This is a genomic window from Streptomyces sp. NBC_01298, assembly GCF_035978755.1.
Taxonomy (GTDB): Bacteria; Actinomycetota; Actinomycetes; order Streptomycetales; family Streptomycetaceae; genus Streptomyces.
This window is the reverse complement of the sequence record NZ_CP108414.1, coordinates 8,005,372-8,028,860: the sequence shown is the minus strand read 5'-3', so window position 1 is coordinate 8,028,860 and position 23,489 is coordinate 8,005,372. Positions and strand designations below refer to the sequence as shown.

General features: G+C 74.3%; 21 protein-coding genes and 1 pseudogene. 10 read left to right on the top strand and 12 right to left on the bottom strand.

The window, feature by feature from the left end:
• Window positions 1–103: 103 nt before the first annotated feature.
• From OG730_RS44385 to OG730_RS36690, 4 genes and pseudogenes are all read right to left on the bottom strand, one after another.
• Window positions 104–787 (bottom strand): annotated as a pseudogene (locus OG730_RS44385) (LLM class flavin-dependent oxidoreductase); the annotation flags it as partial.
• Window positions 788–941: 154 nt separating this feature from the next.
• Window positions 942–1,460: a hypothetical protein gene (locus tag OG730_RS36700; RefSeq protein WP_327308302.1), complete on the bottom strand. Its 519-nt coding sequence runs from the start codon at window positions 1,458–1,460 to the stop codon at window positions 942–944.
• Window positions 1,461–1,485: 25 nt separating this feature from the next.
• Window positions 1,486–2,322: a class II fructose-bisphosphate aldolase gene (locus OG730_RS36695; RefSeq protein WP_327308301.1), complete on the bottom strand. Its 837-nt coding sequence runs from the start codon at window positions 2,320–2,322 to the stop codon at window positions 1,486–1,488.
• Window positions 2,319–3,221 (bottom strand): SIS domain-containing protein, encoded by a 903-nt coding sequence (locus OG730_RS36690; protein WP_327308300.1) that lies wholly within the window; start codon window positions 3,219–3,221, stop codon window positions 2,319–2,321. Before OG730_RS36690 ends, OG730_RS36695 begins: the two co-directional genes overlap by 4 nt.
• 183 nt (window positions 3,222–3,404) lie before the next feature.
• On the opposite strand from OG730_RS36690, the gene OG730_RS36685 reads away from it, so the two are divergent.
• Window positions 3,405–4,193 (top strand): DeoR/GlpR family DNA-binding transcription regulator, encoded by a 789-nt coding sequence (locus OG730_RS36685; RefSeq protein ID WP_327308299.1) that lies wholly within the window; start codon window positions 3,405–3,407, stop codon window positions 4,191–4,193.
• A 47-nt stretch (window positions 4,194–4,240) separates the two neighbouring features.
• Window positions 4,241–5,047 (top strand): MBL fold metallo-hydrolase, encoded by an 807-nt coding sequence (locus OG730_RS36680; protein ID WP_327308298.1) that lies wholly within the window; start codon window positions 4,241–4,243, stop codon window positions 5,045–5,047.
• Between the two features lie 18 nt (window positions 5,048–5,065).
• Here the strand turns inward: OG730_RS36680 and OG730_RS36675 are convergent, their stop codons facing one another.
• The 3 genes from OG730_RS36675 to tdh form a co-directional block, all read right to left on the bottom strand.
• Window positions 5,066–5,980, bottom strand: a complete 915-nt coding sequence (locus OG730_RS36675) for a LysR family transcriptional regulator (RefSeq protein ID WP_327308297.1) — start codon at window positions 5,978–5,980, stop codon at window positions 5,066–5,068.
• Window positions 5,981–6,466: 486 nt separating this feature from the next.
• Window positions 6,467–7,675, bottom strand: coding sequence for a glycine C-acetyltransferase (locus tag OG730_RS36670; protein ID WP_327308296.1), 1,209 nt, complete (start codon window positions 7,673–7,675; stop codon window positions 6,467–6,469).
• A gap of 161 nt (window positions 7,676–7,836) precedes the next feature.
• Complete coding sequence (gene tdh / locus OG730_RS36665; RefSeq protein WP_327308295.1) at window positions 7,837–8,871, bottom strand: L-threonine 3-dehydrogenase; 1,035 nt, start codon at window positions 8,869–8,871, stop codon at window positions 7,837–7,839.
• A gap of 206 nt (window positions 8,872–9,077) precedes the next feature.
• Between tdh and OG730_RS36660 the strand changes: the two genes are divergently transcribed.
• Window positions 9,078–9,989, top strand: coding sequence for an alpha/beta hydrolase fold domain-containing protein (locus tag OG730_RS36660; RefSeq protein ID WP_327308294.1), 912 nt, complete (start codon window positions 9,078–9,080; stop codon window positions 9,987–9,989).
• A gap of 39 nt (window positions 9,990–10,028) precedes the next feature.
• Here OG730_RS36660 and OG730_RS36655 read toward each other — a convergent pair whose 3' ends face one another.
• Window positions 10,029–10,745, bottom strand: coding sequence for a class I SAM-dependent methyltransferase (locus OG730_RS36655; protein WP_327308293.1), 717 nt, complete (start codon window positions 10,743–10,745; stop codon window positions 10,029–10,031).
• A 183-nt stretch (window positions 10,746–10,928) separates the two neighbouring features.
• On the opposite strand from OG730_RS36655, the gene OG730_RS36650 reads away from it, so the two are divergent.
• Entirely contained in the window at window positions 10,929–11,435 is a 507-nt protein-coding gene (locus OG730_RS36650; RefSeq protein WP_327308292.1) for a hypothetical protein, read from the top strand.
• A gap of 3 nt (window positions 11,436–11,438) precedes the next feature.
• On the opposite strand, the gene OG730_RS36645 is transcribed toward OG730_RS36650, so the two are convergent.
• Genes OG730_RS36645 through OG730_RS36635 form a run of 3 tightly spaced genes read right to left on the bottom strand, consistent with a single transcriptional unit; the run spans window position 11,439 to window position 14,133 of the window.
• On the bottom strand, window positions 11,439–11,765 hold the full coding sequence (locus OG730_RS36645) for a helix-turn-helix domain-containing protein (protein WP_327308291.1): 327 nt from the start codon (window positions 11,763–11,765) through the stop codon (window positions 11,439–11,441).
• Entirely contained in the window at window positions 11,762–13,909 is a 2,148-nt protein-coding gene (gene feoB, locus OG730_RS36640; RefSeq protein ID WP_327308290.1) for a ferrous iron transport protein B, read from the bottom strand. The genes OG730_RS36645 and feoB overlap by 4 nt, the downstream gene beginning before the upstream one ends.
• Window positions 13,906–14,133: a FeoA family protein gene (locus OG730_RS36635; protein ID WP_267039656.1), complete on the bottom strand. Its 228-nt coding sequence runs from the start codon at window positions 14,131–14,133 to the stop codon at window positions 13,906–13,908. Before OG730_RS36635 ends, feoB begins: the two co-directional genes overlap by 4 nt.
• A gap of 406 nt (window positions 14,134–14,539) precedes the next feature.
• Here OG730_RS36635 and OG730_RS36630 point away from each other — a divergent pair, with 406 nt between their 5' ends.
• Window positions 14,540–16,930 carry a SpoIIE family protein phosphatase gene (locus OG730_RS36630; RefSeq protein ID WP_327308289.1) on the top strand — a complete coding sequence of 797 codons (2,391 nt, stop codon included), beginning with the start codon at window positions 14,540–14,542 and terminating at the stop codon, window positions 16,928–16,930.
• 84 nt (window positions 16,931–17,014) lie between these two features.
• Here OG730_RS36630 and OG730_RS36625 read toward each other — a convergent pair whose 3' ends face one another.
• Complete coding sequence (locus OG730_RS36625; RefSeq protein ID WP_327308288.1) at window positions 17,015–18,127, bottom strand: glycerol dehydrogenase; 1,113 nt, start codon at window positions 18,125–18,127, stop codon at window positions 17,015–17,017.
• A gap of 301 nt (window positions 18,128–18,428) precedes the next feature.
• Here OG730_RS36625 and dhaK point away from each other — a divergent pair, with 301 nt between their 5' ends.
• The 5 genes from dhaK (at window position 18,429) to OG730_RS36595 (ending at window position 23,483) form a co-directional block, all read left to right on the top strand.
• Window positions 18,429–19,436 (top strand): dihydroxyacetone kinase subunit DhaK, encoded by a 1,008-nt coding sequence (dhaK, locus tag OG730_RS36620; RefSeq protein WP_327308287.1) that lies wholly within the window; start codon window positions 18,429–18,431, stop codon window positions 19,434–19,436.
• A gap of 46 nt (window positions 19,437–19,482) precedes the next feature.
• The gene (dhaL, locus tag OG730_RS44380) at window positions 19,483–20,685 is read left to right on the top strand and encodes a dihydroxyacetone kinase subunit DhaL (RefSeq protein WP_442815139.1); all 1,203 of its coding nucleotides are present in this window, start codon (window positions 19,483–19,485) and stop codon (window positions 20,683–20,685) included.
• A 127-nt stretch (window positions 20,686–20,812) separates the two neighbouring features.
• A complete protein-coding gene (locus OG730_RS36605; protein ID WP_327308286.1) occupies window positions 20,813–21,283 on the top strand; it encodes a hypothetical protein in 471 nt (156 codons plus the stop codon).
• Window positions 21,284–21,393: 110 nt separating this feature from the next.
• The gene (locus OG730_RS36600; RefSeq protein ID WP_327308285.1) at window positions 21,394–22,344 is read left to right on the top strand and encodes an STM4015 family protein; all 951 of its coding nucleotides are present in this window, start codon (window positions 21,394–21,396) and stop codon (window positions 22,342–22,344) included.
• Window positions 22,341–23,483 carry an STM4014 family protein gene (locus tag OG730_RS36595; RefSeq protein WP_327308284.1) on the top strand — a complete coding sequence of 381 codons (1,143 nt, stop codon included), beginning with the start codon at window positions 22,341–22,343 and terminating at the stop codon, window positions 23,481–23,483. The genes OG730_RS36600 and OG730_RS36595 overlap by 4 nt, the downstream gene beginning before the upstream one ends.
• The last annotated feature ends 6 nt before the right edge of the window (window positions 23,484–23,489 follow it).

Genomic DNA, 23,489 nt, shown 5'->3' with positions numbered 1-23,489 from the left:
GGTGGGCAGCCCTTCGGTGGTCCAGCGTTCGACGGCGGCCGGCCTCGCCGCAGGCGCGTTCGTGGGCGGCCCAGTTGGCGTCGAGCGCCGCGTACCCGGCGGGGTCCGCGGCGGCGAGCGAGAGCATGCCGACCCCGTGGCGTCCGGCGAGCACCGCCCCGGTGGGCGATACGGCGGAGGCGACCGCGACCTCCAGTTCCCGGCCCCGGTAGGGCCCGAGCTGGAGCCGGGCCTCCTCCAGGGCGAACCAGTCGGTGGCGGCCGTGACCGTCTCCCCGCGCAGCAGCCGCACGATCGCGTCGAGCGAGTCGGCCATCATCGCGCGGGAGTCTGGGGGTCCCCCCGGACGAAGTCTGGGGGATGGGTCGACTCCCATCATGAAGGCATCGGAGGGCAGTTGCCCCGGGCCGACTCCGAGCATGGCGCGGCCGCGGGACTGCTGGTCGAGCTGGCAGATCCGGTCGGCGAGGATCAACGGCTGGTGGTAGGGCAGGGAGTTGACGCCGGTTCCGAGCATGATGCGGCCGGTGCGCTCGGCCGCCGCGGCGAGGAACACCTCGGGCGAGGCGATGACCTCGTAGCCGGCGGAGTGGTGTTCACCGGCCCACAGCTCCTCGTAGCCGAGCCGGTCGAGGTCGGCGGCGAGGTCGAGGTCCCGGCGCAGCTGGAGCGCGGGGTCCCCGTCGGGCCGGTGATAGGGGGCGAGGAACACCCCGAAGCGGTGCGGCAGATACGGCTGTGGCGGGTAAGGCTGTGGCGGGTAAGGCTGTGGCAGGTGGGGTGACATGGGGTGCGACGGCTGGCGCTCCGGCATGTGCGGTGGCCTTCCCCCGGCGGCGCCCGCTCTGCTCCGGCATCCGACGAAACACCGCCCGGGCCGCGGCTTCAATGCCGCCGCAACCGTCCGCCCACTGAGCGGGAGGAAACCTGCGGGCCACCGCTCAGGTGTAGAGGAAGACGTAGTCGAAGTACACGAGGTCGCGGATCCCGTCGAAGCGGAAGGTGCCCGACGGGACCACGCCCAGCCCTTCCTCCAGCGCGACCTTGTCGTAGGTCAGGCTCTGCTTCCAGGCCGCGCTGGAGGGCGCGTACGGCTTCAGCGGGGCGGGCAGACCCTCCAGGGGCCCTTCCTCGAAGTGGTGGGCGGGGTCGCGCATGATGCGGCTCGCCGTCCCCTGCTTGAGACGGGCGACCCCGACCAGCCGCATCCGGGAATCCGGGCGCGGTACCGAGCGGCCGCCCCCGGATTCGTCGATGCCGTAGCCCAGCCAGTGCGCTTCGGACACGTCACCGAGCGCGGTCCAGAACCGCCGGTTGAGCGGTGCCACATCGGTGCGGACCTTCTCGCTCGCTTCTTCTTCGGGCCACAACGTGTAGCCGAGCCCCGCCGCGCCGAGCAGCAGCGGGGCCCCCAGTCCCAGAAGAAGCCGCCGTCTGCCGAGACCCCGCTGTGTGTCCATCCAGTCCCCCCAGTACCCGTTCCGGTCAGTTCAGGGCGCTGATCATAGCGGCGGCCGTCGCCGTCATCGCCTCCCTTGCGGCGGTCAAATACGGACGGGGATCGGCCGGGGTCAGGTGGGTGCGGATGGCCTCGGTCATCGCCACGTTGAGCGCGGTGCCGATGTTGACCTTGCGGATGCCGCCGGCGACGGCCGCGGCGAGCTCCGCGTCCGGCAGACCGGAGGAACCGTGCAGCACCAGCGGTACCTCGACCGTCTTGGCCAGGCGGCCGAGCAGCACGTGGTCCAGGGCGGCGGTCCGGCTGGTCATGGCATGGCTGCTGCCGATGGCGACGGCCAGCGCGTCCACTCCGGAGTCGGCGACGAACCGCCGCGCCTCGTCCGGGTCGGTACGGGCCCCGGGTGCGTGCGGGTCCAGCGGCGCGGCCCCGTTCTTGCCGCCGACCTCGCCCAGCTCGGCCTCGATCCAGAGCCCGTTGACGTGCGCCCAGTCGGCGGCGGAGCGGGTCGCCTCCAGGTTCTCGGCGTAGGAGAGGTGCGCGGCGTCGTACATGACCGAGCTGAATCCGGCGTCCACGGCCTGCCGGAGCAGTTCGGAGCTCTTGACGTGGTCCAGGTGCAGCCCGACCGGGACCCCCGCGGCCTCGGCCACGGCGACGGCCGCGCGGCTGATCGGCAGCAGCGCCCCGCCCCGGAACTTGACGGCGTTCTCGCTGAGCTGGAGGACCACCGGCAGTCCGGCGGCCTCGGCGCCCGCGACGACGGCTTCGGCGTGCTCCAGCGTGATGATGTTGAAGGCGGCGACGGCGCGGCCCTGGGCGGCGGCCTCCAGGACGAGCCGGCCGGCGGGGACGAGGCTCATCGGACGGCCTCCTCGCCCGTGGTGAGGATGACGGACCGGGTCAGATTGCGCGGCGCGTCCGGGTCCAGCCCCTGGTGGGCGGCGACGGCGACGGCCAGGCGGTGTACGCGGACCAGCTCGGCCAGCGGGTCGAGGTGCCCGGCCACCCACTGGGCTCCGGTCCCCCGGACCTGTTCGGCGAGCCCGTCGGGCGCTTCGCCGAGCGACCAGGTGGCGGTGCCGGGCGCCGAGACGCTGATGGGACCGTGCCGGTACTCCATGGCCGGGTAGGACTCGGCCCAGGCCAGGGCGGCCTCGCGCATCTTCAGCGCCGCCTCGTTGGCGAGTCCCACGCTCCAGCCCCGTCCGAGGAAGGTGAACTGCCCCCGGGTCTCCAGCTCGGCGGGGAGCGGGTCGGCGAGTGCGGCGCGCCCGTCGGCGACGACGGAGGGGCTGTGCAGGCCGACGTGGGCGCGCAGCAGGGTGAGGGCGGTGGTGGCGAAGCGGGTCTGCACGACGGACCGCTCGTCGGCGAAGTCGAGGACGACGAGGGCGTCGGCGAGGGTGATGACGGGGGTGGCGGGGTCCCCGATGACGGCGGTGGTGGGCACGCCCGCGTCCCGCAGCCCGGCGAGCAGGTCGAGGACCTCGGTGGTGGTCCCGGACCGGGTCAGCGCGACGACCCGGTCGTAGCGCCGGTGGCGGGGGAACTCCGAGGCGGGGAAGGCGTCGGTCTCGCCCTGCCCGGCCTCCTCGCGCAACACGGCGGCGGCCTGGGCCATGTAGTACGAGGTCCCGCATCCGACGATCGCGGTACGCTCCCCCGGCCGCGGCAGCACCGCCCGGTGTTCCGGGGCCAGTTCGGCGGCCCGCTCCCAGCATGCGGGCTGCGTGCCCAACTCGTACGCGACATGGCTCATGGCGGCTCCCTAGCGCAGTGCGTGCACCTCTGAGTGCGTGTTCCTGCAAGATACTGGGCCCTTTCGCGCAACTTCAAGCATCTCAGGGATGATCTCCTGCGTTAATCTCGACGTGTAGGCCAAGAGGGAGCGCCGAAGCGAACGGCGAGGCGAGATTCGAAGACACGACCGGAAGGGCGGCCGATGACCCGCAAGGAACGCTGGCAGACACTGCTGGACCTGCTGGTGGAGCGGGGCGAGCTGGAAGTGGAACCCGCCGCCGAGGCCCTCGGCGTGTCCGCCGCCACCATCCGGCGCGACCTCGACCAGCTCGCCGAGCAGCAGCTGCTGGTCCGCACGCGCGGCGGAGCGGTCCTGCACGGGGTCTCGTACGAACTCCCCCTGCGCTACCGCACCTCGCGCCGGGCCGCCGAGAAGCGCCGCATCAGCGAGACCGTCGCGGCGCTGATCGTCCCGGGCGAGGTGATCGGCCTGACCGGCGGCACCACGACCACCGAGGTGGCGCGCGCGCTGGCCGCCCGCCCCGACCTCGCCGCCGGCTCGACCGGCTCACCCGCCCTCACCGTGGTCACCAACGCGCTGAACATCGCGGGCGAGCTGGTCATCAGACCGCAGTTCAAGATCGTGCTCACCGGGGGCGTGGCCCGGCCCCAGTCCTACGAACTCACCGGCCCCCTGGCCATGGAAGTGCTCGGGCAGCTCTCCGTGGACACCGCCGTCGTCGGCGTGGACGCCTTCGATCCGGCCGACGGGGCCGCCACCCGCCACGAGGACGAGGCGGCCATGAACCGGCTGCTCTGCGAGCGCGCCCGCCGCGTGGTGATCGCGGCCGACTCCAGCAAGCTGGGCGTCCGCGCCTTCGCCCGGATCGTCTCGACCGACGCGGTGGACGTCCTGGTCACGGACACCGGCCTCTCCCCGTCGGTGGCCGAGGCCTTCGAGGCGGCGGGCGTGGAGGTCATCCGCGCCTGAGCGGTTCCGGGCCGCCGTGGAGTACGCCTGATCCATAGACTCCCCGGATGGCAGACGATCTTCTCCGGCTCACCGTTCTGGGCAGCGCGACGCCCTACCCCGCCGCCGACAACCCCTGCTCCGGCTACCTCCTCGAAGGCGGCGGCGCCCGGGTCTGGGTCGACGCGGGCAGCGGGACGCTCGGGCCGCTGCAACGGCACCTCGGGCTGGGCGAGTTGGACGCGATATGGATCTCGCACCTGCACGCCGACCACACGGCCGACCTGCTGACCGCGTACTACGGCCTGCTGTACGCCGACGTACGGCGGCCCGTGCCGCTCCCCCTCTACGGGCCGCCCGGGATCGCCGACCGGCTGGCGGGGTTCCTCACCAACGGCCCGGACCGCAGCCCGGTCGAGGCCGCCTTCGAGGTCCACGAGCTGTACGACGGCCACCGCGCGCGGGTCGGAGCGCTCGGCCTCACCAGCCGGGCGGTGTCCCACGGCATGCCCGCCTTCGCGCTGCGCGCCGAGTCGGAAGGCCGGTCCCTCGTGTACTCCGGGGATACGGCGCCCTGCGCGGCCCTGACCCGGTTCGCGGAGGATTGCGCGCTCCTGCTCTGCGAGGCCGACAGCTCGGCGCACCCGGCCGACGGCGAACCGGTGCACCACACCCCCGAGGAGGCCGGCGACACCGCGCGCGCGGCCCGCGCCGGGCGGCTGGTCGTCACGCACGTCGGCCGCGAGATGGATCCGGCCGAGGCGGTCGCCCGCGCCGGCGCCCGCTACTCCGGGCCCGTGGACCACGCCGCGCCCGGCGCCGTCTTCACGGTCGGCCAGGACTGCGCGCAGGGCTCCGGGCAGGCCGTCCGGTAGGCCCGGGACCCCCCTCGGTCAGTGTTCCGGGAGACGGTCCGCCTCACGGGTCAGGGCCGCCAGAACCGGGGCGATCAGCGGGTGCGCCTCGGCGCCGCGCCGGGTGGCCGCGAAGACGCGGCGGGTGGGCGCGGGCCCGGACACCGGGCGGACCTGCACCTCCTTGAGGTCCATGCCGCGCAGGGCCGAGCGCGGCACGAGGGCCACTCCGGCGGCGGCGCCGACCAGGGCCACCACGGCCCGGAAGTCGTCGGAGGAGTGCACCAACCGGGGCTGGAACCCCGCCAGTTCGCAGGCGAGGAGCATCACGTCGTGGCAGGGGTTGCCGGGGTACTGTCCCACCCAGTCCGCATCGGAGAGGTCGGCCAGGGACACCTCGGGCAGGTCCCCGAGCGCATGCCCGGCCGGGAGGACCGCGTCGAAGGGCTCGGCGTAGAGCGGGAGCACGGACAGCCGGCCGTCGTCGGCGCCCGGGGCTCCCCGGTACTCCACGGCCAGCGCCAGGTCCGCCTCCCCGTCGAGCAGGAGCAGCAGGCTCTGGTCGCCCTCCGCGTCGCGCACGCGCAGCCGGATCCCGGGGTGGTCCGCGGCGAGCCGGGTGATGGCCGGGGCCAGTACTTCGGCGATTCCGGTGGCGAAGGCGGCCACGGTGACCTCGCCCGCCGAGCCGCCCGCGTAGGCGGCGAGTTCCGCTTCCGCCCGCTCCAGTTGTGCGAGCACCTCGTGGGTGTGCCCGAGCAGGATCTGCCCGGCCGCGGTGAGCCGGACGCCCCGGCCGCTGCGGGTCAGCAGGGCGTGCCCGGTCTCCTGCTCCAGCGCCGCGAGCTGCTGGGAGACGGCGGAGGGGGTGAGGTACAGCGCGGCGGCCGCGGCGGTCACCGTACGGTGGTCCGCGACGGCCCGCAGGATGCGCAGCCTCCGGGGGTCGATCACGCTGCCATTCTCGCAGCCCACGAGGCCCTGCCGGGCCGACCGAACGGACGGGGCCGGGGCCGGCGCGGACCGGGTCGGGTGGCTTGCCCTCCGGCCGGCCCCGGCTCGTGGCGTCGGCGGAGGCCCCGATCGGTCGCCCGTACGCGTCTGCCGTGCGCCGCGGGTGTTGTCCCCTACCCGCCCTTCCACCGTTCCCAGGGCTCCGCCCTGACCCGGTCCTCAAACGCCGGACGGGCTGAAGAGCAGGGGTACCGGGCTCCGCCCGGACCCCCCGGGGCTCCGCCCCCGCCCCCGCGCCTCAAACGCCGGCGAGGCTGACTTTTCCGGACCGCCGACGATCACGTGCCAGCCTGCTCCGGCCAAATCCAGCCCCTCCGGCGTTTGAGGAGCAGGGGTCCGGGGGCCGGCCCCCGGCAATGGCGCCGCACTCGCCCCACGGGGGCCGGCCCGGGCTCAGTTCTCGGCGCCCACCAGGGACGCCCCCGCTCAGTTCTCGGCGCCCGCCAGGGCCGCCCGCGCGTCGATGAACGCCGCGATCGCGCGTTCCACGTCGGCCGTGGAGTGTGCGGCCGAGAGCTGGACGCGGATCCGCGCCGCGCCCATCGGCACCACCGGGTACGAGAAGCCGATCACGTAGACCCCGCGCTCCAGCAGGAGTTCCGCCATCCTGGCCGCCTCCGCCGCGTCGCCGATCATCACAGGGGCGATGGCGTGGTCGCCGGGCAGGATCTCGAAGCCGGCCTCGGTCATCTTCGTGCGGAAGAGCGCGGTGTTGGCGGCCAGCCGCTCGCGCAGGTCGTCGGCGGACTCCAGCAGGTCGAGGACCTTGAGGGAGGCCGCCGCGATGACCGGGGCGAGGGAGTTGGAGAAGAGGTACGGGCGCGAGCGCTGGCGCAGCAGCTCGACGATCTCGGCGCGCGCCGCGACGTAGCCGCCGGAGGCTCCGCCCAGTGCCTTGCCGAGGGTGCCCGTGATGATGTCCACGCGGTCCATGACCCCGTGCAGTTCGGGGGTGCCGCGGCCGCCGGGGCCGACGAAGCCGACGGCGTGCGAGTCGTCGACCATGACCATGGCGTCGTAGCGCTCCGCGAGGTCGCAGATCTCGGCGAGCGGGGCGACGTACCCGTCCATCGAGAACACGCCGTCGGTGACGATGAGCTTGCGGCGGGCGCCGCCCTCGGTGGCCTCCTTGAGCCGGGCCTCCAGCTCCGCCATGTCGCGGTTGGCGTAGCGGAAGCGGCGGGCCTTGGAGAGGCGGATGCCGTCGATGATCGAGGCGTGGTTGAGGGCGTCGGAGATCACCGCGTCCTCGGGGCCGAGGATGGTCTCGAAGACTCCGCCGTTGGCGTCGAAGCAGGAGGAGTACAGGATCGTGTCCTCCTGGCCGAGGAAGGCGGAGAGCCGCGCCTCCAGCTCCTTGTGGACCTCCTGCGTACCGCAGATGAAGCGCACGGAGGCCATGCCGTAGCCCCAGCGGTCCAGGGCCTCCTTCGCCGCGGTGACCACCTCGGGGTGGTCCGCGAGACCGAGGTAGTTGTTGGCGCAGAAGTTGAGGACCTCGCCCGCGGCGCCGCCCGAGGTCACGGCGACGGCGGCGTTCTGCGGGGTGCCGATGACGCGCTCGGGCTTGTGCAGACCCGCGGCGCGGATCTCGTCGAGGGTGGTACGGAGGTCCGCGCGGACGGTCTCGAACATGTGCGGTGCTCTCTTTCTCCTGGTGCGGCGGAAGGAGGAGGGGGAGGGGGAGAAGGGGGAAGAGGAAGGGGGCCGGGCCCCGCGGAGGGGGGTGATGCGGGGCCCGGCCGGAGGGAGATGGTCTGTGGGGGCCGCCCGCCCGGGCGGCTGTGCCCGGAGGGCTACGCCTGGGTCCAGTCCAGGATGATCTTGCCGCTGCGGGCCGTCGCCGCCTCGTCGAAGGCGGCCTCGAAGTCCCCGTAGGCGTACCGGCCGGTGATGACGGGGCTGAGGTCGAGCCCGCCCTCCAGCAGCACGGTCATCGCGTACCAGGTCTCGAACATCTCGCGGCCGTAGATGCCCTTGATCGTGATCATCGAGGTGACGACCTTGGCCCAGTCGACGGCGAACTCCTGCGCCGGCAGGCCCAGCATGGCGATCCGGCCGCCGTGCGTCATGTTGTCGATCATGTCGCGCATGGCCTCGCCGCGGCCGGACATCTCCAGGCCGATGTCGAAGCCCTCGCGCAGGCCGAGCTGGGCCTGCGCGTCGGCGATGGTCGCCTTCGAGACGTCGAGCGCGAGGGTGGCGCCGGCCTTGCGGGCGATCTCCAGACGCTCCGGGCTGACGTCGGTGATGACCACGTTGCGCGCTCCCGCGTGCCGGGCCACGGCCGCCGCCATGATGCCGATCGGGCCCGCGCCGGTGATCAGTACGTCCTCGCCGACCAGCGGGAACGAGAGCGCCGTGTGCACGGCGTTGCCGAACGGGTCGAAGATCGCCGCGACGTCGAGGTCAACCTTCGCCCGGTGCACCCACACGTTCTGCGCGGGCAGGACGACGTACTCGGCGAAGGCGCCGTCGCGGCCCACCCCGAGCCCGATCGTGCTGCGGCACAGGTGGCGGCGCCCGGCCAGACAGTTGCGGCACTTCCCGCACACCAGGTGGCCCTCGCCGCTGACCAGCGCGCCGACCTCGATGTCCTCGTGGACGTCCGCGCCGAGCGCGGCCACCTCGCCGACGAACTCGTGACCGAGCACCAGCGGGGTCTTGACGGCCCCCTGGGCCCAGCCGTCCCAGGACCGGATGTGCAGGTCCGTCCCGCAGATGCCGGTGCGCAGCACCTTGATCAGCACGTCGCCGGGGCCGTACTCGGGCTCGGGAACGTCCATGAGCCACAGACCGGGCTCGGCCTTGTGCTTGACGAGTGCCTTCATGGGGGTGGCTCCAGGCATGCGGAAGGAAGCGCTACGGGGCGTGCGGGCCGGGCAGCGTTCGGACGGCACCAATCTGCCGACCTGCGGGTGATCAGTCCATCGAGGATTTCTTAAGCGGGTCCACAGCGCAGCTTCACGCCTATGCTCCTGGGGTGACGGGCAGGGGCCGGGGAGTGGGCCGGGCCGGGTATGGGGAGGTGAGGGGCGTGCCGAGTCTGCGCAGCAGGGCGCTTTCGGTCGCGCTGATCGCGGCGGGACGGCGAAGACGGTTCGGGAGCGCCGAGGCGGTCCGTACCCATGTGGCGGAGTCGATGCGGCGCCCCGCGTCGCACCTTCCGCCGCGTTCGCTGGGCCGGGTGGCGGAGGTCTCGCGGACGTTCGTCGGGGCCTGGCCGGTGTACGAGGTCTCGCCGCTCGGCGTGGAACCGGCCGCGCGGGTGCTGTACGTGCACGGCGGCGGGTACATCAACGAACTGGTCCGGCCGCACTGGTCGCTGATCCGGACCCTGGTCACGCAGGCGCAGGCCCGGGTGGTGGTGCCGGCGTACATCCTGGCCCCGCGCGGAACCGCCGACCGGACCGTCCCGGTCGCCGCCGATCTGCTCAGCGGCCTGATCGCGAGCGGGGGCGCCGGCGGCACGGTGCTCCTCGGGGATTCGGCGGGCGGCGGGCTGGCACTGGCCGCGGCGCAGCGGCTGCGCGACCGCAACGGGGCGCAGCCTTCGCGGATCGTGCTGATCTCGCCCTGGCTGGACGTGTCCATGAGCCACCCCGACCAGGCGGCCATCGAGGCGGGCGACCCGATGCTGGCCCGCCCGGGCCTGCGGGAGGCCGGGCGGCTGTACGCGGGCAACCTGGCGGCCGACGATCCCCGGGTGAGCCCGCTGCACGGGTCGTTCGCGGGGCTGGCCCCGCTGACGGTGTTCACGGGCACGCGGGACGTCCTGACGACCGACAGTCGCGAACTGCTGAACAAGGCGCGGGCGGCCGGCGGCGAGGTGGAGTTCATCGAGGAGCCGGGGCTGCCGCACGACTATCCCCTGATGCCGCTCCCGGAGGGCCGGGCGGCCCGTGACCGGATCGTGGAGCTGGTCCGCGCGGCGGCGGCGGAGTCCTGAGCCGCGGCCGCCGGGCACACACGCCACGACGGCGGCCGCTCAGGCCACGCAGTTCATCAGGGAGCCGACGGGGGCCGTGCGGTAGCGGGCCCAGTAGGTCTCGTCCCGGGTCTCGCACGCGGGCGGGGTCCGGGTCGGCTGCCAGGTCACGGTGGCGAAGCCGGCGTCGGCCGCGGCCTCCGCGAAGTCGGCGTGGGCCCACTCGCGGCATTCGAACGGCACCGGCGGGTCGGTCTCCAGCCGGGCCCGCAGCAGCGGTGCGTCCCCGCCGGGAGATCGCTCGACGACGCTGATCCCGTACGGCTCCCAGTCCGCGTAGGGGAAGGCCCCCGGGTTCGGCACAATGGCGAGCAGCCGACCGCCGGGGCGCAGGGTGGTGCGGACGGCGCGGAACATGGCGTGCAGGGCGGTGCGGTCGTGGGCCTGGTTGAAGAGGTACACGGCCGTGGCCAGGTCGAACGGACCCAGGGCCGGCAGGCCGGCCGCCGCGTCCGCGACGACGTACTCGACGGCGTGCGAGAGGTCCGCGCCGGTCTCCCGGGCCCGGCGGATGCGCTCGGGGCAGCTGTCCACGCCGACCGTCCGGCGGGCCCCGGCGCTCGCCAGCAGCCGGGTGGTGGTGCCGTGTCCGCAGGCCATGTCGAGGGTGTCGAGCCCGCGGACGCCGCCGAGGGCGTCCAGGGCGGTGCGCAGGGTGAAGGCGTCGGCGACCGAGAAGGCCGGCGGGGGCGTGGACGAGTCGTACGGCTGTCGCATGCCCGCAAGCCTGCCCGGCCGCGGCCCCGGCCGACGGCCCCCCACCCCGGACCTCCCCCGGACGGGGGATGCGTTCGGATCAGTCCGTACGGCTTACGGGGCCGCGCCCTCGTCTGCCGGGCGGATACGGTCCGCCGTCACGGGTGACGCGCGGCCGCCCCGTCCGCGGCCAGCATGGTGTGCATGACAACGACAGCGATCAGCCCTCTGCCCGCCGCCGCACCCGCGCCCGCCTGGGCCCGCCGGGCCGCGCACGCCATCGCCCTCTGCGCCGTCCCGTCCGGCCTGTGGCGCATCGCCATGGCATCCGGGGTCTACGTGGGCTACGGCGACCAGGTGCTGCGCGAGGTCTACGGCATCCCGGGCCGGGGCATCGCCTACGTGGTCGGGCTCGCCGTCCTCGCGGAACTGGCCGCGCTGTCACCGGTGCTGCTCGTCAGCGACCGGTGGCGGCCGCTGCGCCCCGGAGTCCTCGCCCCACTGGCCTGGACCGCCTCGGGCGTCCTGGTCCTGGGGGCGCTGTCGGTCCTCTTCACCGTCGACAGCCACAGCTACCTGGCGAGCGGTACGCCGCAGACCGTGTGGGGCTTCGTCTTCGCCCCGCTCCTGGCCGTACCGGCCCTGATGACCGCGGTGACCTGGTCGTACGCGAAGCGGCACCGGGCCCGGGCCCGGGCCCGGGCCCGGTGAGAGCTAGGCCGTCCCTTTCGGATCTCGGCGTACGGGGGTCAGGGCGACCAGGGACGGCCGCGGGACGGCGGTGGAGCCGTCGGGGCAGGCCGTGCACCCGCGCGAGGCGAAGAAGCAGCCCGAGCAGTCCACGGCGCCGATCTCCTCGCGCCGCAGCCGCCCCTTGCGCACCCAGTACCCGGCCATGTCGGCCGCCTCGGCCCGGCTGAGGCCCAGCCGGTCCGCGATCTGCGCCAGCCCCTCGCCCGGGGCCGCCTCCTCGAAGGCCCGCAGCAGGCGGCGCAGCATGCCCGGTCCGGCACCCCCGCCGGTCCCACCGGCCCCGCTCACCACACCAGCCTCGCGATCTGGAAGACCCCGACGGCCAGCAGCCAGGCCGCCGTCAGCTGGATACCGAAGCCGATGACGGTCAGCCGGGTGCCGATCTCGGCCCGCTGCGCGGCCAGGGTGGCGAAGCAGGGGGTGTAGGCCAGGATGAAGACCAGGAAGGCGAGCGCGGCCGCCCGCTGGTGCCCGCCGGAGGACTCCTCGAAGGTGGCGTGCAGGCTCGCGGTGAGCTGGGGATCGCCGTCCTCCTCGGCCGAGTAGGTCTGGGCGAGGGTGGAGATCACGCCCTCCTTGGCGATCAGGCCGGTGCCGAGCGCCGCCGTGGCGTGCCAGTCGCCGAAGCCGGCCGGGGCCACGAGGGGCGCCGTGGCGCGGGTGACCGTACCGAACGCGCTCTGTTCGACGTCGACCTTGCCGAAGCCTCCGTGGCCGGCCGCGGCCGGGATCGCCATGAGGAGCCAGACGGCGGCCGCGGTCGCGACGATGATGCCGCCGGCGGTGCGCAGGAAGGCGGCGAGCTTCTGCCGGACCTGCGCGCCGGTGACCCGCAGGGTGGGCAGCCGGTACGGGGGCAGCTCCAGGACGAGGGGTTCCTCCTTCATGCCGCGGAACAGCAGGGGCCGCAGGATCAGCCCCATGCCGAGGACCAGCAGCACGGAGGCCACGTAGAGGAAGAAGACGACGGTGCCGCTGTTCGAGCCGAAGAAGACGCCCGCGATCATCACGTAGACGGCGAGGCGGGCGGTGCAGCTCATGTACGGGATGAGCAGGCCGACGAGCAGCCGGTGCGAGCGGCGGTTGAGGATCCGGGTGCCTGCGAGGGCCGGGACGTTGCAGCCGAAGCCGACGACGAGCGGCAGGAAGGCCCGGCCGGGCAGCTTCAGCGTGCGCATCAGGCGGTCGGCGACGAAGGCGGCTCGGGCGAAGTAGCCGGAGTCCTCCAGCAGGGCCAGCAACAGGAACATGATGATCATCAGCGGCACGAAGGTGAGCAGCTGGCCCACCCCGTTGATCAGGCCGTCGACCAGCAGTCCGGTCAGCCAGCCAGGCGCGTGGAGGGCTTCCAGCAGCCGGTCGGCTCCCCCGCTGACGGGTCCGGAGACGAAGTCGCCGAGGCCGTCCTGGAGGGGTTTGGCCAGCACGGTGGTGGCCTCGAAGACGCCCCACATGACGGCGAGGAAGAACGGGATGCCGAAGCCCCGGGACAGCAGCAGCCGGTCGACCCGGTCGGTGAGGGTGGGCCGGGCCCCGGCCGGGCGGGGCGCCGCGCGTTCGATGACCGCGTGCGCCCAGGCGTAGCGGGCCTCGGCGACGAGGAGCTCGGCGTCGATGTCGCCCTCCCCCGCGTCCGCGCCCTCCCCCGCCTCCGCCTCCGCCTCCGCGAGGCGGTCCGCCGCCGCCCCGGCCCGCCGGGCCAGCTCCGCCGGGACCTCGGGCGGCTCCTCGCCGCAGAGCAGGCCGGCGGCCAGCCACCGCGCGGGGTGCGGGGTCAGCCCGGAGGCCGCCGCGGCCAGCTCCGCCAGTTCGGCCGCCACCGGCGAGCCGACGGCCCAGGCGGAGGTGCGCGCACGGCGCGGGGCCTCCGCGTCCAGGGCTTCGCACACCGCGTCGGCGAGCAGGTCCAGCCCGGTCCCGGAGCGTCCCTCCACCCGTACGACGGGCAGCGCGAGCTCGCGGGCCAGCGCCTCCGGGCCGGGGGGCGCGCCGCGCCGGGCGGCGACGTCGGTCATGGTGAGCGCGACGACGACGGGGATGTCGGTGTCGAGGATCTGCGAGAGCAGGTAGAGGTTGCGGGCCGGGTTGGCCGCGTCGAGCGCGAAGACCACGGCGTCGGGCCGCTCCCCCTCCGGCGCCGTCAGCACGTCGCGCACCAGCGCCTCGTCCGGGGAGTCGGGCAGCAGGCTGTAGGAGCCGGGCAGGTCGGCGACGCGCAGCGGGCGGCCCCCTGCGGTGCGCCAGTCGCCCTGGGCGACGCAGACGGTCTTGCCCGGCCAGTTGCCGACGCGCTGATGGGCGCCGGTGAGGGCGTTGAAGAGGGTGGACTTGCCGACGTTGGGGTTGCCGACGAGGGCGACGAACGGCAGACCGGTCCACCGCTCCGGCGTGGCGGTGGCACCCGCCCCGGCCCCCGTGGCGTGACAGCTCATCCGGCGCACCTCAGCCGGCCGGCGGTACGGGTGTCCAGCGCGACCCGGGTGTCCCCGAGCCCGACGAGCAGGCCGCCGGTGGCGCCCCGGGCGATCACGGTGACGTCCGCGCCGGGCACGAAGCCGAACTCCAGGAGCCGGCGCCTGCTCCCCCCTGCCTGACCGGGATCGATCCCCGTGATGCGTACGGTCGTCCCTGGACGGCTGTCGTAGAGCGACGGCACCGGACCTCCTTGTTCGAATTCACTTAGGCAAACCTAAGCAGTTCGAGGAGCACCGGAACCCGGGCAAAGACCCTGATCGACAGGGCCTTTCAGCCCCCCGGTCCCGCCCCGCCCCTCGGCCGATCGGCCACGCCAGGGGAAGGGAGCAAGAGGCGCCCTAGTGGGAGCCGGCGCCCGACGCGGCCAGGGGGACGGGGCGGCCTTCGAAGGAGGGCCGGACCCAACGGACCCGATCCGCGAGCCCAGTTCCGATCTGAGCAGCCGTGCCGTGGAGCCGGTTCCCACCAGTCCGTGCCGGGTCACGGAGCGGTGATCGCGCCGCCATCCGTCCGATGATCGGCGGCCATGACGGAAGGCGGCCCGCACGGGGTGTGCGGAAGCAGCGGCCCGAGCGCATTCTGGAGGGGTGACGGCCAGACCGGACACTGGCGGCCCCGTCACCGACGCCACGGCCCAGGTGCTCGCGCGGGCCGCTCTCGATGCCGTGGGGGCCGCCGGCGGGTACGCGGGCGGGATCTACCTGCGCTCCGGCACCGAGGGGCTCATGCTGATGGCGGCCGTGACCGGGCTCCCGGGTCCGCTGTTCCGCCCCTGGTGGCGGATGCAGGTGAACCGGCCCTACCCCGTCGCCGAGGCCTACCGGTCCGGCCAGTCCGTGCACCTGCCCGACGCGGAGTCGGCGATGCGGCGCTTCCCCCAGCTGATGGCCGGGCTGCCGTTCCCCTTCGGCTCGCTCTACGAGCCCGTGACCCGGGGCCGCGAGCGCTACGGCGTCCTCTTCGTGCTGCGCCCCGCGACCCCCGGGGTCCCGGTCGGACCCGGCGACCGGAAGCGGCTGCGCGCGGTGGCCACCCGGCTGGCCGGTGAGCTCGCGGCGCTCACCGCGGGCGGGGCCGAGGTGACCTGGGAGGGCGACCCGGTGTGCTTCCCCGGTCCGGGCCCGGCGGGCGACGCGGGGCGCGGCGGTGCGGGCGGGGCGGCGGGCGACGCGGCGGGCAGGGCGGCGGGCAGGAGGGCGGGCGACGCCACCGGCAGCGCCGCGGGCAGCACCGCCGAGAACCCCGCCACCGGCGCCCGCGCCGCCGTGGACCGGCTGGACCTGGCCGTCCTGTCCGTGGACCGGCAGGGCGTGATCGGCTTCACCAACTCCCGCGCCCGCTCCACCGCCACGACCCTGCTCGGCTCCGACGGGGCGGAACTCTCGGGGCGGGTCCTCTGGGAGGCCTTGCCCTGGCTCGGACACCCCGCCTACGAGGACCACTTCCGGGCCGCGTTCCTCGCCCCCGCTCCGGTGCACTTCCAAGCCGCCCCGCGCGGAGCCGGACCCTCCCCGCACTGGCTGTCGGTGGGGCTGCATCCCTCGATCGACGGGGTCACCGTCACCATCGCCCATTCCGAACCGCCCACGTACGCACCCGAGTCACTCGTGCGGCCGGGCACGGGGCTCGGCTCCTCCGGCCAGGGCTCGCCCGCCGACCGGGCCTCGGCCCTGTACCGGCCGGTGGCGCTGGCGATCGCGCTGACCGAGGCGGTGACCGCCCGCCAGGTGTCGATGGTGGTCACCGACGAGCTGCTCCCGGCCTTCGGCGGGCGGCAGTTGGCGATCTACCTGCTCGGTGAGGGGCATCTGCACCTGGCGTGGGAGACCGGTTTCCCCCAGGGATTCCTCGACCGGTTCGACGGGGTCGCGCTGGACGTGCGACTGCCCGGGGTGGAGACCCTCACCTCGGGCCGCCCGCTGTTCTTCGAGTCGATGCAGCACCTGGCCGCCGCCTATCCCGGGATCGAACTGGACTCCGCCGTCGGCGCCCGGGCCTTCCTCCCCCTGATCGCCTCCGGCCGGCCGGTCGGCTCGTGCATCCTCGGCTTCGACGCCCCGCGCGGCTTCAGCCCGGAGGAGCGTACGGTCCTCACGGCGCTGGCCGGGCTGATCGCGCAGGCGCTGGAGCGGGCCCGGCGCTACGACAGCGAAGCGGCGCTGGCCCGCGGGCTCCAGGCGGCCCTGCTCCCGCACCGGCTGCCGGTCCGCGAGAACGTGGTCACGGTGGGGCGGTACCTGCCCGGCACCGCCGGGATGGACGTGGGCGGCGACTGGTACGACGTCATCGAGACGGCCGGCGGACGGCTCGCGCTGGTCATCGGCGACGTCCAGGGCCACGGGGTGGCCGCCGCGGCCACGATGGGCCAACTCCGCAGCGCGGTACGGGCCTTCGCGCTCAGCGGCAACGAGCCGGAGCAGGTGATGCGCGGCACGAACGAACTGCTCATCGACCTCGACCCGGGCCAGTTCGCGAGCTGCTGCTACGTCCTCCTCGACCCGGCGACCGGCCTCGCCCTGGCCGTCCGGGCCGGGCACCCCCAGCCGCTGCTGCGGCATCCGGGCGGCCGGACGGAGGTGCTGGACCTGCCGGGCGGGATGGTGCTCGGCATCGACGCCGAGGCCGTGTACCCGGTGACCCGGCTGTGGATCGAGCCGGCGGCGGTGCTCGCCCTCTACACCGACGGGCTGGTCGAGATTCCCGGTGCGGACATCGACGTGGGGGTGGAGCGGCTGCGCGCCGCGCTGGCGGACGCCGGTCCCGCGCCGCTGACCGAGACGGCGGACAGGCTGGTCGCCGAGGCGGGGCACTCCACCGACCGCCCGGACGACATCGCCCTGCTGCTGGCGTCCCGCACGTCCGCCCCCGAGGTCCCCCTCGCGGCGGCCACCACGGCGGACCCGGACGGGGCCGTCCCCCACGAGGCCCGGGGCGCGGGGGACGGCCCGCGCCCGGAGCCCCGTAGGACGGCCCCGTAGGACGGCCCAGTAGGACGCCGGCGGCCCTTGCGGCGCCCGCACCCTGCCTGCCTACCTACCCACCTACAGGCCTGCCTCCTCCCGCTACCGCTTGGCGTACGCCCGTGCGTAGGAGTCGCCCGCGATCAGGGCGTCGGCGACCATCTCCGGGGTCACCGGGAAGGGCATGTTGTGCGTGGTCTCGCCCTCCGCGGTGGCCGCGCGTCCGATGGCGAGGAGTTCCTCGCGGTCCGGGTCGCCGAGGCCGATCTCGGCGAGGGTGGTGGGCAGGCCGACGGTGCGGCTGAAGCGCAGGTAGGTGTCCAGCTCGTCGGTCGGGGCGCCCTCCAGGACCAGCTGGGCGAGGGTGCCGATGTTGACCTTCTCGCCGTGCATCATGCCGTGCACCTTGTGCGAGACGGTCAGCCCGTTGTGGATGCCGTGGGCGGCGGCGAGTCCGCAGGACTCGAAACCGAGGCCGGAGAGCAGCGTGTTGGCCTCCGTGACCTTCTCCAGCGCCGGGGTCACCACGTGCGCCTCGGCGGCCAGCCGGGCCTGGGGGCCGTACTCCATCAGCGTCTCCCAGCACAGCCGGGCGAGCGCGAGGGAGGCCTCGGTGGCGAGACCGCCTGCCATGGCGACCCGGTTGGCGGCCACGCAGACCCGGGCTTCGTACCAGGTGGCGAGCGCGTCGCCCATGCCGGAGACGATGAACCGGCTGGGCGCGCCGGCGACGAGCGCGGTGTCCACGAGCACCAGGTTGGGGTTGCGCTGGAAGAAGGAGTAGCGCTCGAAGGCACCGGACTCGGTGTAGATCACGGCGAGCGCGCTGGTCGGCGCGTCGGTGGAGGCCACCGTGGGCGCGGAGACGACGGCGATGTCGCCGAGCGCGTGGCCGACGGCCTTCGCGGTGTCGATGGCGGTGCCGCCGCCGATGCCGATGACCACGTCCGCGCCGGCGGCCTCGGCCGCGGCGGCGACCCGGTCGATCTCCTTCTGGGTGCAGAGCCCGCCGAAGACCTCCTTGGCCAGCTTGACCCCGGCCGCGGAGAGAGAATCCGTGACGGCCGTGTCGACGAAGCCCCAGACGCCCATGTCCGCGAGGACCACGGCGTTCGTCCCGAGGCGGGCCGTGTGCTCGCCCAGATCGTTCATCGCCCCGGCGCCCTGCACGTACTTCGGCGGGCTGATCATCATGCGCGTACCGACGGTCTTCACGTGAATCCTCCTCATTGCGAATTCAATTGCGCTTGCTTATTCATCCCTATCACGGATTCCTACGACACCCCGAGAGATGCACGGTCCCCTCACTGACGGGCCTTTTCGCGCCCGGATCCGGGACCAAGGACCCGAGCTGTTCCGCAGGTTTGCCAGGGTAAAGTTCCAGCCAAGTGCCCCGGGAACGGTGGCGGATCGGCGACGGCGCCGACTTCATGCCGTCCCGTAATTCCTATTTCCGCTCCGAACCGGCGTGACGAGTTAACCGTTCCGCGTTCCCCTTTCCAGGAAAGAGGCCCCCGTGAAGAAGCTCATCAATTCCCCCGAAAGTGTCGTCGCCGACGCACTGCGCGGAATGGCCGCCGCTCACCCGGGGCTCCGCGTCGAGGCGGAGAAGGGCATCGTCACGCGGGCCGCCGGGGCGGCCGGGGAGCCGGCCGGGAAGGTCGCGCTGCTGTCGGGCGGGGGCAGCGGGCACGAGCCGCTGCACGCCGGGTTCGTCGGGCGCGGCATGCTGGCGGCGGCCGTGGCCGGCCCGGTGTTCACCTCCCCGGTGCCGGACAACATCGCGGCGGCGACCTGCGCGGTCGACGCCGGTGCGGGCGTCCTGCACATCGTGAAGAACTACACGGGCGACATCCTCAACTTCACGATGGCGGCGGAGGACTGCGAGGACGAGGGCGTCAAGGTCGAGCGGGTCGTCGTGGACGACGACGTGGCCGTCGCCCGCACGGAGCACGGACCGGGCCGCCGCGGCACCGGAGCCACCCTGTTCGTGGAGAAGATCGCGGGCGCGCTGGCCGAGGAGGGCGCTCCGCTCGCCGAGGTCGCCACGGTCGCCCGCAAGGTCAACGCGAACGCGCGCAGCTACGGCGTCGCCCTGACCTCCTGCACCACCCCCTCCAAGGGCAGCCCCAACTTCACGCTCGGCGAGGACGAGATCGAGCTGGGCATCGGCATCCACGGAGAGCCCGGCCGCGAGCGCCGGAAGATCATGACGGCCGCCGAGACCGCCGAGGCGATGCTCGACGCCATCCTCGACGACCTTCCGGAGGCGGCCGGCGCACCCGTCATCCTCCTCGTCAACGGCCTGGGCGGGACCCCTCCCGTGGAGCTGTACATCATGCGCGCCGAGGTCGAGCGGGTGCTCGGCGAACGCGGGATCACCGTGGCCCGCTCCCTGGTCGGCAACTACGTCACCAGCCTGGACATGGCCGGCTGCACCCTCACCCTGTGCCGCGCCGACGACGAACTGCTGCGCCTGTGGGACGCGCCGGTGGACACCCCGTCCCTGCGCTGGGGCTGCTGACCCCGCCCGCTCTTCCCCTCCCGACACTCTCCAGGAGCTTTTCCCCATGACCGCCACGCCCGCCAGCCCGACCACCTCCACGCCCTCCCCGACCCCGTCCGCCGAGGCCGCCGTGCTGGACACCGCGCCGGAAGCGGCACTGGACACCGCCTACTTCCGCCGCTGGATCGCCGAGACCAACCGGCTCGTACGGCGGGACAGCGCGCGCCTCACCGAGCTGGACGCGGTTATCGGCGACGGGGACCACGGCGCCAATCTCGTACGGGGCTTCGGCGCCGTCGGCGCCGCCGTGGCCGAACAGCGGCCCACCACCCCGGGGGCGCTGCTGACGCTGGCCGGCACCACCCTGACGAACACCGTCGGCGGCGCCTCCGGCCCGCTGTTCGGCACCGCGCTGCGCCGCACGGGCAAGGTGCTCGGCGACACCGGGACGCCGACCGTGACGGAGCTGGGGGCCGCGCTCGGTGCCGGGCTCAAGTCCGTGCAGAAGCTGGGCGGCGCCGAGCTCGGCGACGCCACGCTGGTGGACGCCCTGGCCCCCGCGGTGACGGCGCTGGCCGAAGCCGGCGAGGCGGACCGGCCGCTGCGCGAGGCCCTGGACGAGGCCGTACGGGCGGCCCGCGCGGGCGCCGACGCCACCGAGGCGCTCGAAGCCCGCAAGGGCCGGGCCAGTTACCTCGGGGAGCGCAGCATCGGCCACCAGGACGCCGGGGCCAACTCCGTGGCCCTGCTCATGGAGGCACTGCGCGCCGCGGTCGACGCCCCCGAGGCCGAACTCGTCACCGAGGAGCCGGCCGCCGCCGAGGAGCCCGCGCAGGTGCGGGAGCAGGCGCCGAAGACCCGTACCGGCCGCGTCGGCATCGTGCTCGTCTCGCACAGCAAGGCGGTCGCGGAGTCCGTGGCCGCGCTGGCCGGCGCGCTGATCGGCTCGGTGGAGCCGGCTCCGCTCGCGGTGGCGGGCGGCACCCCCGACGGCGGGATCGGCACCAGCGCGGAGCTGATCACGGCCGCCGCCCGGTCGGTGGACGAGGGGCGCGGCGTGGCCGTGCTGTGCGACATGGGCAGCGCGGTACTGACGGTGAACGCCCTGCTCGGGGAGGAGCCCTCGCAACTGCCCGACGGCACACGGATCGTGGACGCGCCGTTCCTGGAGGGCGCCGTCGCCATCACGCTGACCTCGGCGATCGGCGGCGACATCGACGCCGTCCTGGCCGCCGCCGAGGACGCGCGCGGCTACCGCAAGCGCTGACCGGACGCCGGACCCTGGTGGGCGGCCCTCCCCCGGGAGAGCCGCCCACCGGCAGTCGCGCCCACCCGCATTCGCGGCCACCGGACTTCGTGGCCACCGGACGTCACGCCGTGGCAGCATCGGGCGCATGACACCCAGGAAGATCCGCGGCCCGGCCGAGCGGATGCTCGGCTATGCCCGGGTCAAGGAGGCCCGCGACCCGGGGGTCACGGCCGAGCGGCTGCGCGAGTTCGCCGGAGACGACATCGTGCCCGTGCGGCTGTACACCGCACAGAGCCTCGCGGCTCCGTCCGACGTCCTGCTCCTGCTGGCCCGCGACGAGGAGGCCTGCGTCCGGTCGAGCGTCCTGCTCAACCCGGCGGCGGACGAACCGGTGCTCCGCGCCATGGCCGAAGCGGAGCGGGCCGCCTCCCCCCGTCGGTTCTGGAGACGGCCGGACTTCTCGGTGCGCCGTCTCGTCGTCCATCACCCGGGGGCCACGCCGGCCCTGCGCGCCGAGCTCCTCGCCGAGGGCGCCTGCGGCTGCCCCCGGAAATGCGATGCCCGGGAGACCTGGGAGTTCCGGATGGCACGGTGGGGGAAAGCCGGGCGGCCCTGAGCCGCCCCCGGTCGGCCGCCGGGGCTGTCGGTGGGGCTTGGTAGAACTGTTGTCGCACGACACCGCGCGGCCGGGCACCACCGCCCGCCATACCGTCAGGAGCTGGGCACATGACCATCGGGACCCACCTGAGCGAGCTCGGCGGCCTGCCCGCCTTCGACTTCCCGGGGCCCAAGGACACCCGTGCGCTGCCCGAGCCCGGGGACGTGGCCTGGCGGATCTCGGTGGCCACCTACGACGCCGACGAGGAGTGGGCGCAGGCCTTCGGCCGGTTCACCGAGTCCGTGGACACCCGGCAGGTGCGGGCCCTGATCGTGGGCGGCTGGTCCGATGCGTACGAGGCCTCCAGCGCCGGGATCGTCGAGGCGCTGGTCGAAGCCGCTCCGAAGTTCCCCGCTCTGCGAGCGCTGTTCGTCGGCGACATCACGTTCGAGGAGTGCGAGATCTCCTGGATCCAGCAATCGGACGTGGGTCCGCTGCTGCCGGCGTACCCCGCGCTCGAGGAGTTCGCAGTGCGCGGGGGCGAGGGGCTGGCCTTCCCGCCCGTGAAGCACGGCGCGCTGCGCGTACTGCGCCTGGAGGCCGGCGGGCTCCCGAAGGAGGTGGTGGCCGGGGTCGCGCGGAGCGAGTTCCCCGCCCTCACCGGGCTCGACCTGTGGCTGGGCACCCCCAATTACGGCGGGGATGCCGAAGTCGGTGACCTGGAGCCGTTCTTGAGCGGAGCGCGGCTGCCCGCCCTGCGCCGGCTCGCGCTGCGCAACAGCGAGATCCAGGACGCGGTCGCGGCGGCGCTCGCCACCGCTCCGGTCGTGGAGCGGCTGGAGGTGCTCGACCTCTCCATGGGCGTCCTGACCGACGAAGGCGTCGAAGCCCTGCTGGCGGGGCGCCCCCTCACCCATCTCACCAAGCTCGACCTGCACCACCACTACGTCACCGAACCGCTCCGGGAGCGGCTGAGCGCGGCGCTCGTCCCCCACGGCGTGGAGGTGGATCTGGGCGACCCCCAGACCGCGGACGTCGATGACGACGCCGTGTACCGGTACGTCGCGGTCGCGGAGTGACGCGTACCGCTCCCGCGGCCTTCGCCGTCGTCGGCAATCCGGGCAACCGCCGGGTCGCCCTCTTCCAGGACGCCGTACGCGCCGCGGGACTGCCGGCGGCGCGGGTGATCCCGTGGCTGGACGTGCTGACCGGCCGGGCCGTGTTCCGGGCGGGCGAGTGCGTACGGATCGACTCCCCCGGCGAGGACCCCGAGGTGGAGCGGCTGCTGCGCGGGGCCGCCGACACCACCCGGGTCGAGGGCACCGGACGCTGGTACCGCCGGTTCACCGAGGCGGTGCGTGCGGTGGCCGAGGACGTCCGGTCGGCCGGCGGCACGCTGACGTGCGATCCGGACGACCTGGCGGTGCTGTTCGACAAGCGGCTCTGCCACGGGGTGCTGGCCGCCGCGGGGACGCCCGTCCCCGCCTCGCCCACCTCGGGCCCGGCCGCCGTCCGCACGCCGGTGCGCGGCTGGGAGGAGGTCCGCGCGGTCCTCGCCCTCCCCGGCTACCGCCGGGCGTTCGTGAAGCTCGCGCACGGCTCCTCGGCCTCCGGGGTGCTCGCGGTGGAGACGGGCGCGGGCGGCCGGATCCGGGCCACCACCTCCGTGGAGCGGGCCCCTTCGGGAGCCCTGCACAACTCGCTGCGCCTGCGGCGGTACGAGGACGAGCGGGTGATCGGCGCCGTCGTCGACGCGCTGGCCCCCGACGGCCTGCACATCGAGCGGTGGCTGCCGAAGGCCTCCCAGCGGGGCCGCTCCGCCGATCTGCGGGTCGTCGTCATCGGCGGCCGGGCCACCCACGCCGTGGTCCGCACGGCCGCCGGTCCGCTCACGAACCTGCACCTCGGCGGTGCCCGCGGTGATCTCGACGCGGCCGTCGCCGCCGTGACGGAGGCGGGCGGCCGCTGGGAGGCGGACGCGCTCGCCGTCTGCGAGCGGGCGGCGGCCGCCTTCCCCCGCACCCTGTGCGTCGGGGTCGATCTGCTGCCCGCCCTCGGCTGGCGGAGCTTCGCCGTGGGCGAGGTCAACGCCTTCGGGGATCTGCTGCCCCGGCTGACGGGACTGCCCGGCTCGCCCGCCGAGGGCCAGGACACCTACGCGGCCCAAGTGGCCGCCGTACGACAGGAACAGCATGCGCACGCCCCCGTCCAGACCTGATCCCGG

What these genes read in the sequence shown, in the direction of transcription:
- OG730_RS36700 (WP_327308302.1), bottom strand. Translation starts at nt 1,460, where the DNA reads ATGGACACACAGCGGGGTCTCGGCAGACGGCGGCTTCTTCTGGGACTG.
- OG730_RS36695 (WP_327308301.1), bottom strand. Translation starts at nt 2,322, where the DNA reads ATGAGCCTCGTCCCCGCCGGCCGGCTCGTCCTGGAGGCCGCCGCCCAG.
- OG730_RS36690 (WP_327308300.1), bottom strand. Translation starts at nt 3,221, where the DNA reads ATGAGCCATGTCGCGTACGAGTTGGGCACGCAGCCCGCATGCTGGGAG.
- OG730_RS36685 (WP_327308299.1), top strand. Translation starts at nt 3,405, where the DNA reads ATGACCCGCAAGGAACGCTGGCAGACACTGCTGGACCTGCTGGTGGAG.
- OG730_RS36680 (WP_327308298.1), top strand. Translation starts at nt 4,241, where the DNA reads ATGGCAGACGATCTTCTCCGGCTCACCGTTCTGGGCAGCGCGACGCCC.
- OG730_RS36670 (WP_327308296.1), bottom strand. Translation starts at nt 7,675, where the DNA reads ATGTTCGAGACCGTCCGCGCGGACCTCCGTACCACCCTCGACGAGATC.
- tdh (WP_327308295.1), bottom strand. Translation starts at nt 8,871, where the DNA reads ATGAAGGCACTCGTCAAGCACAAGGCCGAGCCCGGTCTGTGGCTCATG.
- OG730_RS36655 (WP_327308293.1), bottom strand. Translation starts at nt 10,745, where the DNA reads ATGCGACAGCCGTACGACTCGTCCACGCCCCCGCCGGCCTTCTCGGTC.
- OG730_RS36650 (WP_327308292.1), top strand. Translation starts at nt 10,929, where the DNA reads ATGACAACGACAGCGATCAGCCCTCTGCCCGCCGCCGCACCCGCGCCC.
- feoB (WP_327308290.1), bottom strand. Translation starts at nt 13,909, where the DNA reads ATGAGCTGTCACGCCACGGGGGCCGGGGCGGGTGCCACCGCCACGCCG.
- dhaL (WP_442815139.1), top strand. Translation starts at nt 19,483, where the DNA reads ATGACCGCCACGCCCGCCAGCCCGACCACCTCCACGCCCTCCCCGACC.
- OG730_RS36605 (WP_327308286.1), top strand. Translation starts at nt 20,813, where the DNA reads ATGACACCCAGGAAGATCCGCGGCCCGGCCGAGCGGATGCTCGGCTAT.
- OG730_RS36600 (WP_327308285.1), top strand. Translation starts at nt 21,394, where the DNA reads ATGACCATCGGGACCCACCTGAGCGAGCTCGGCGGCCTGCCCGCCTTC.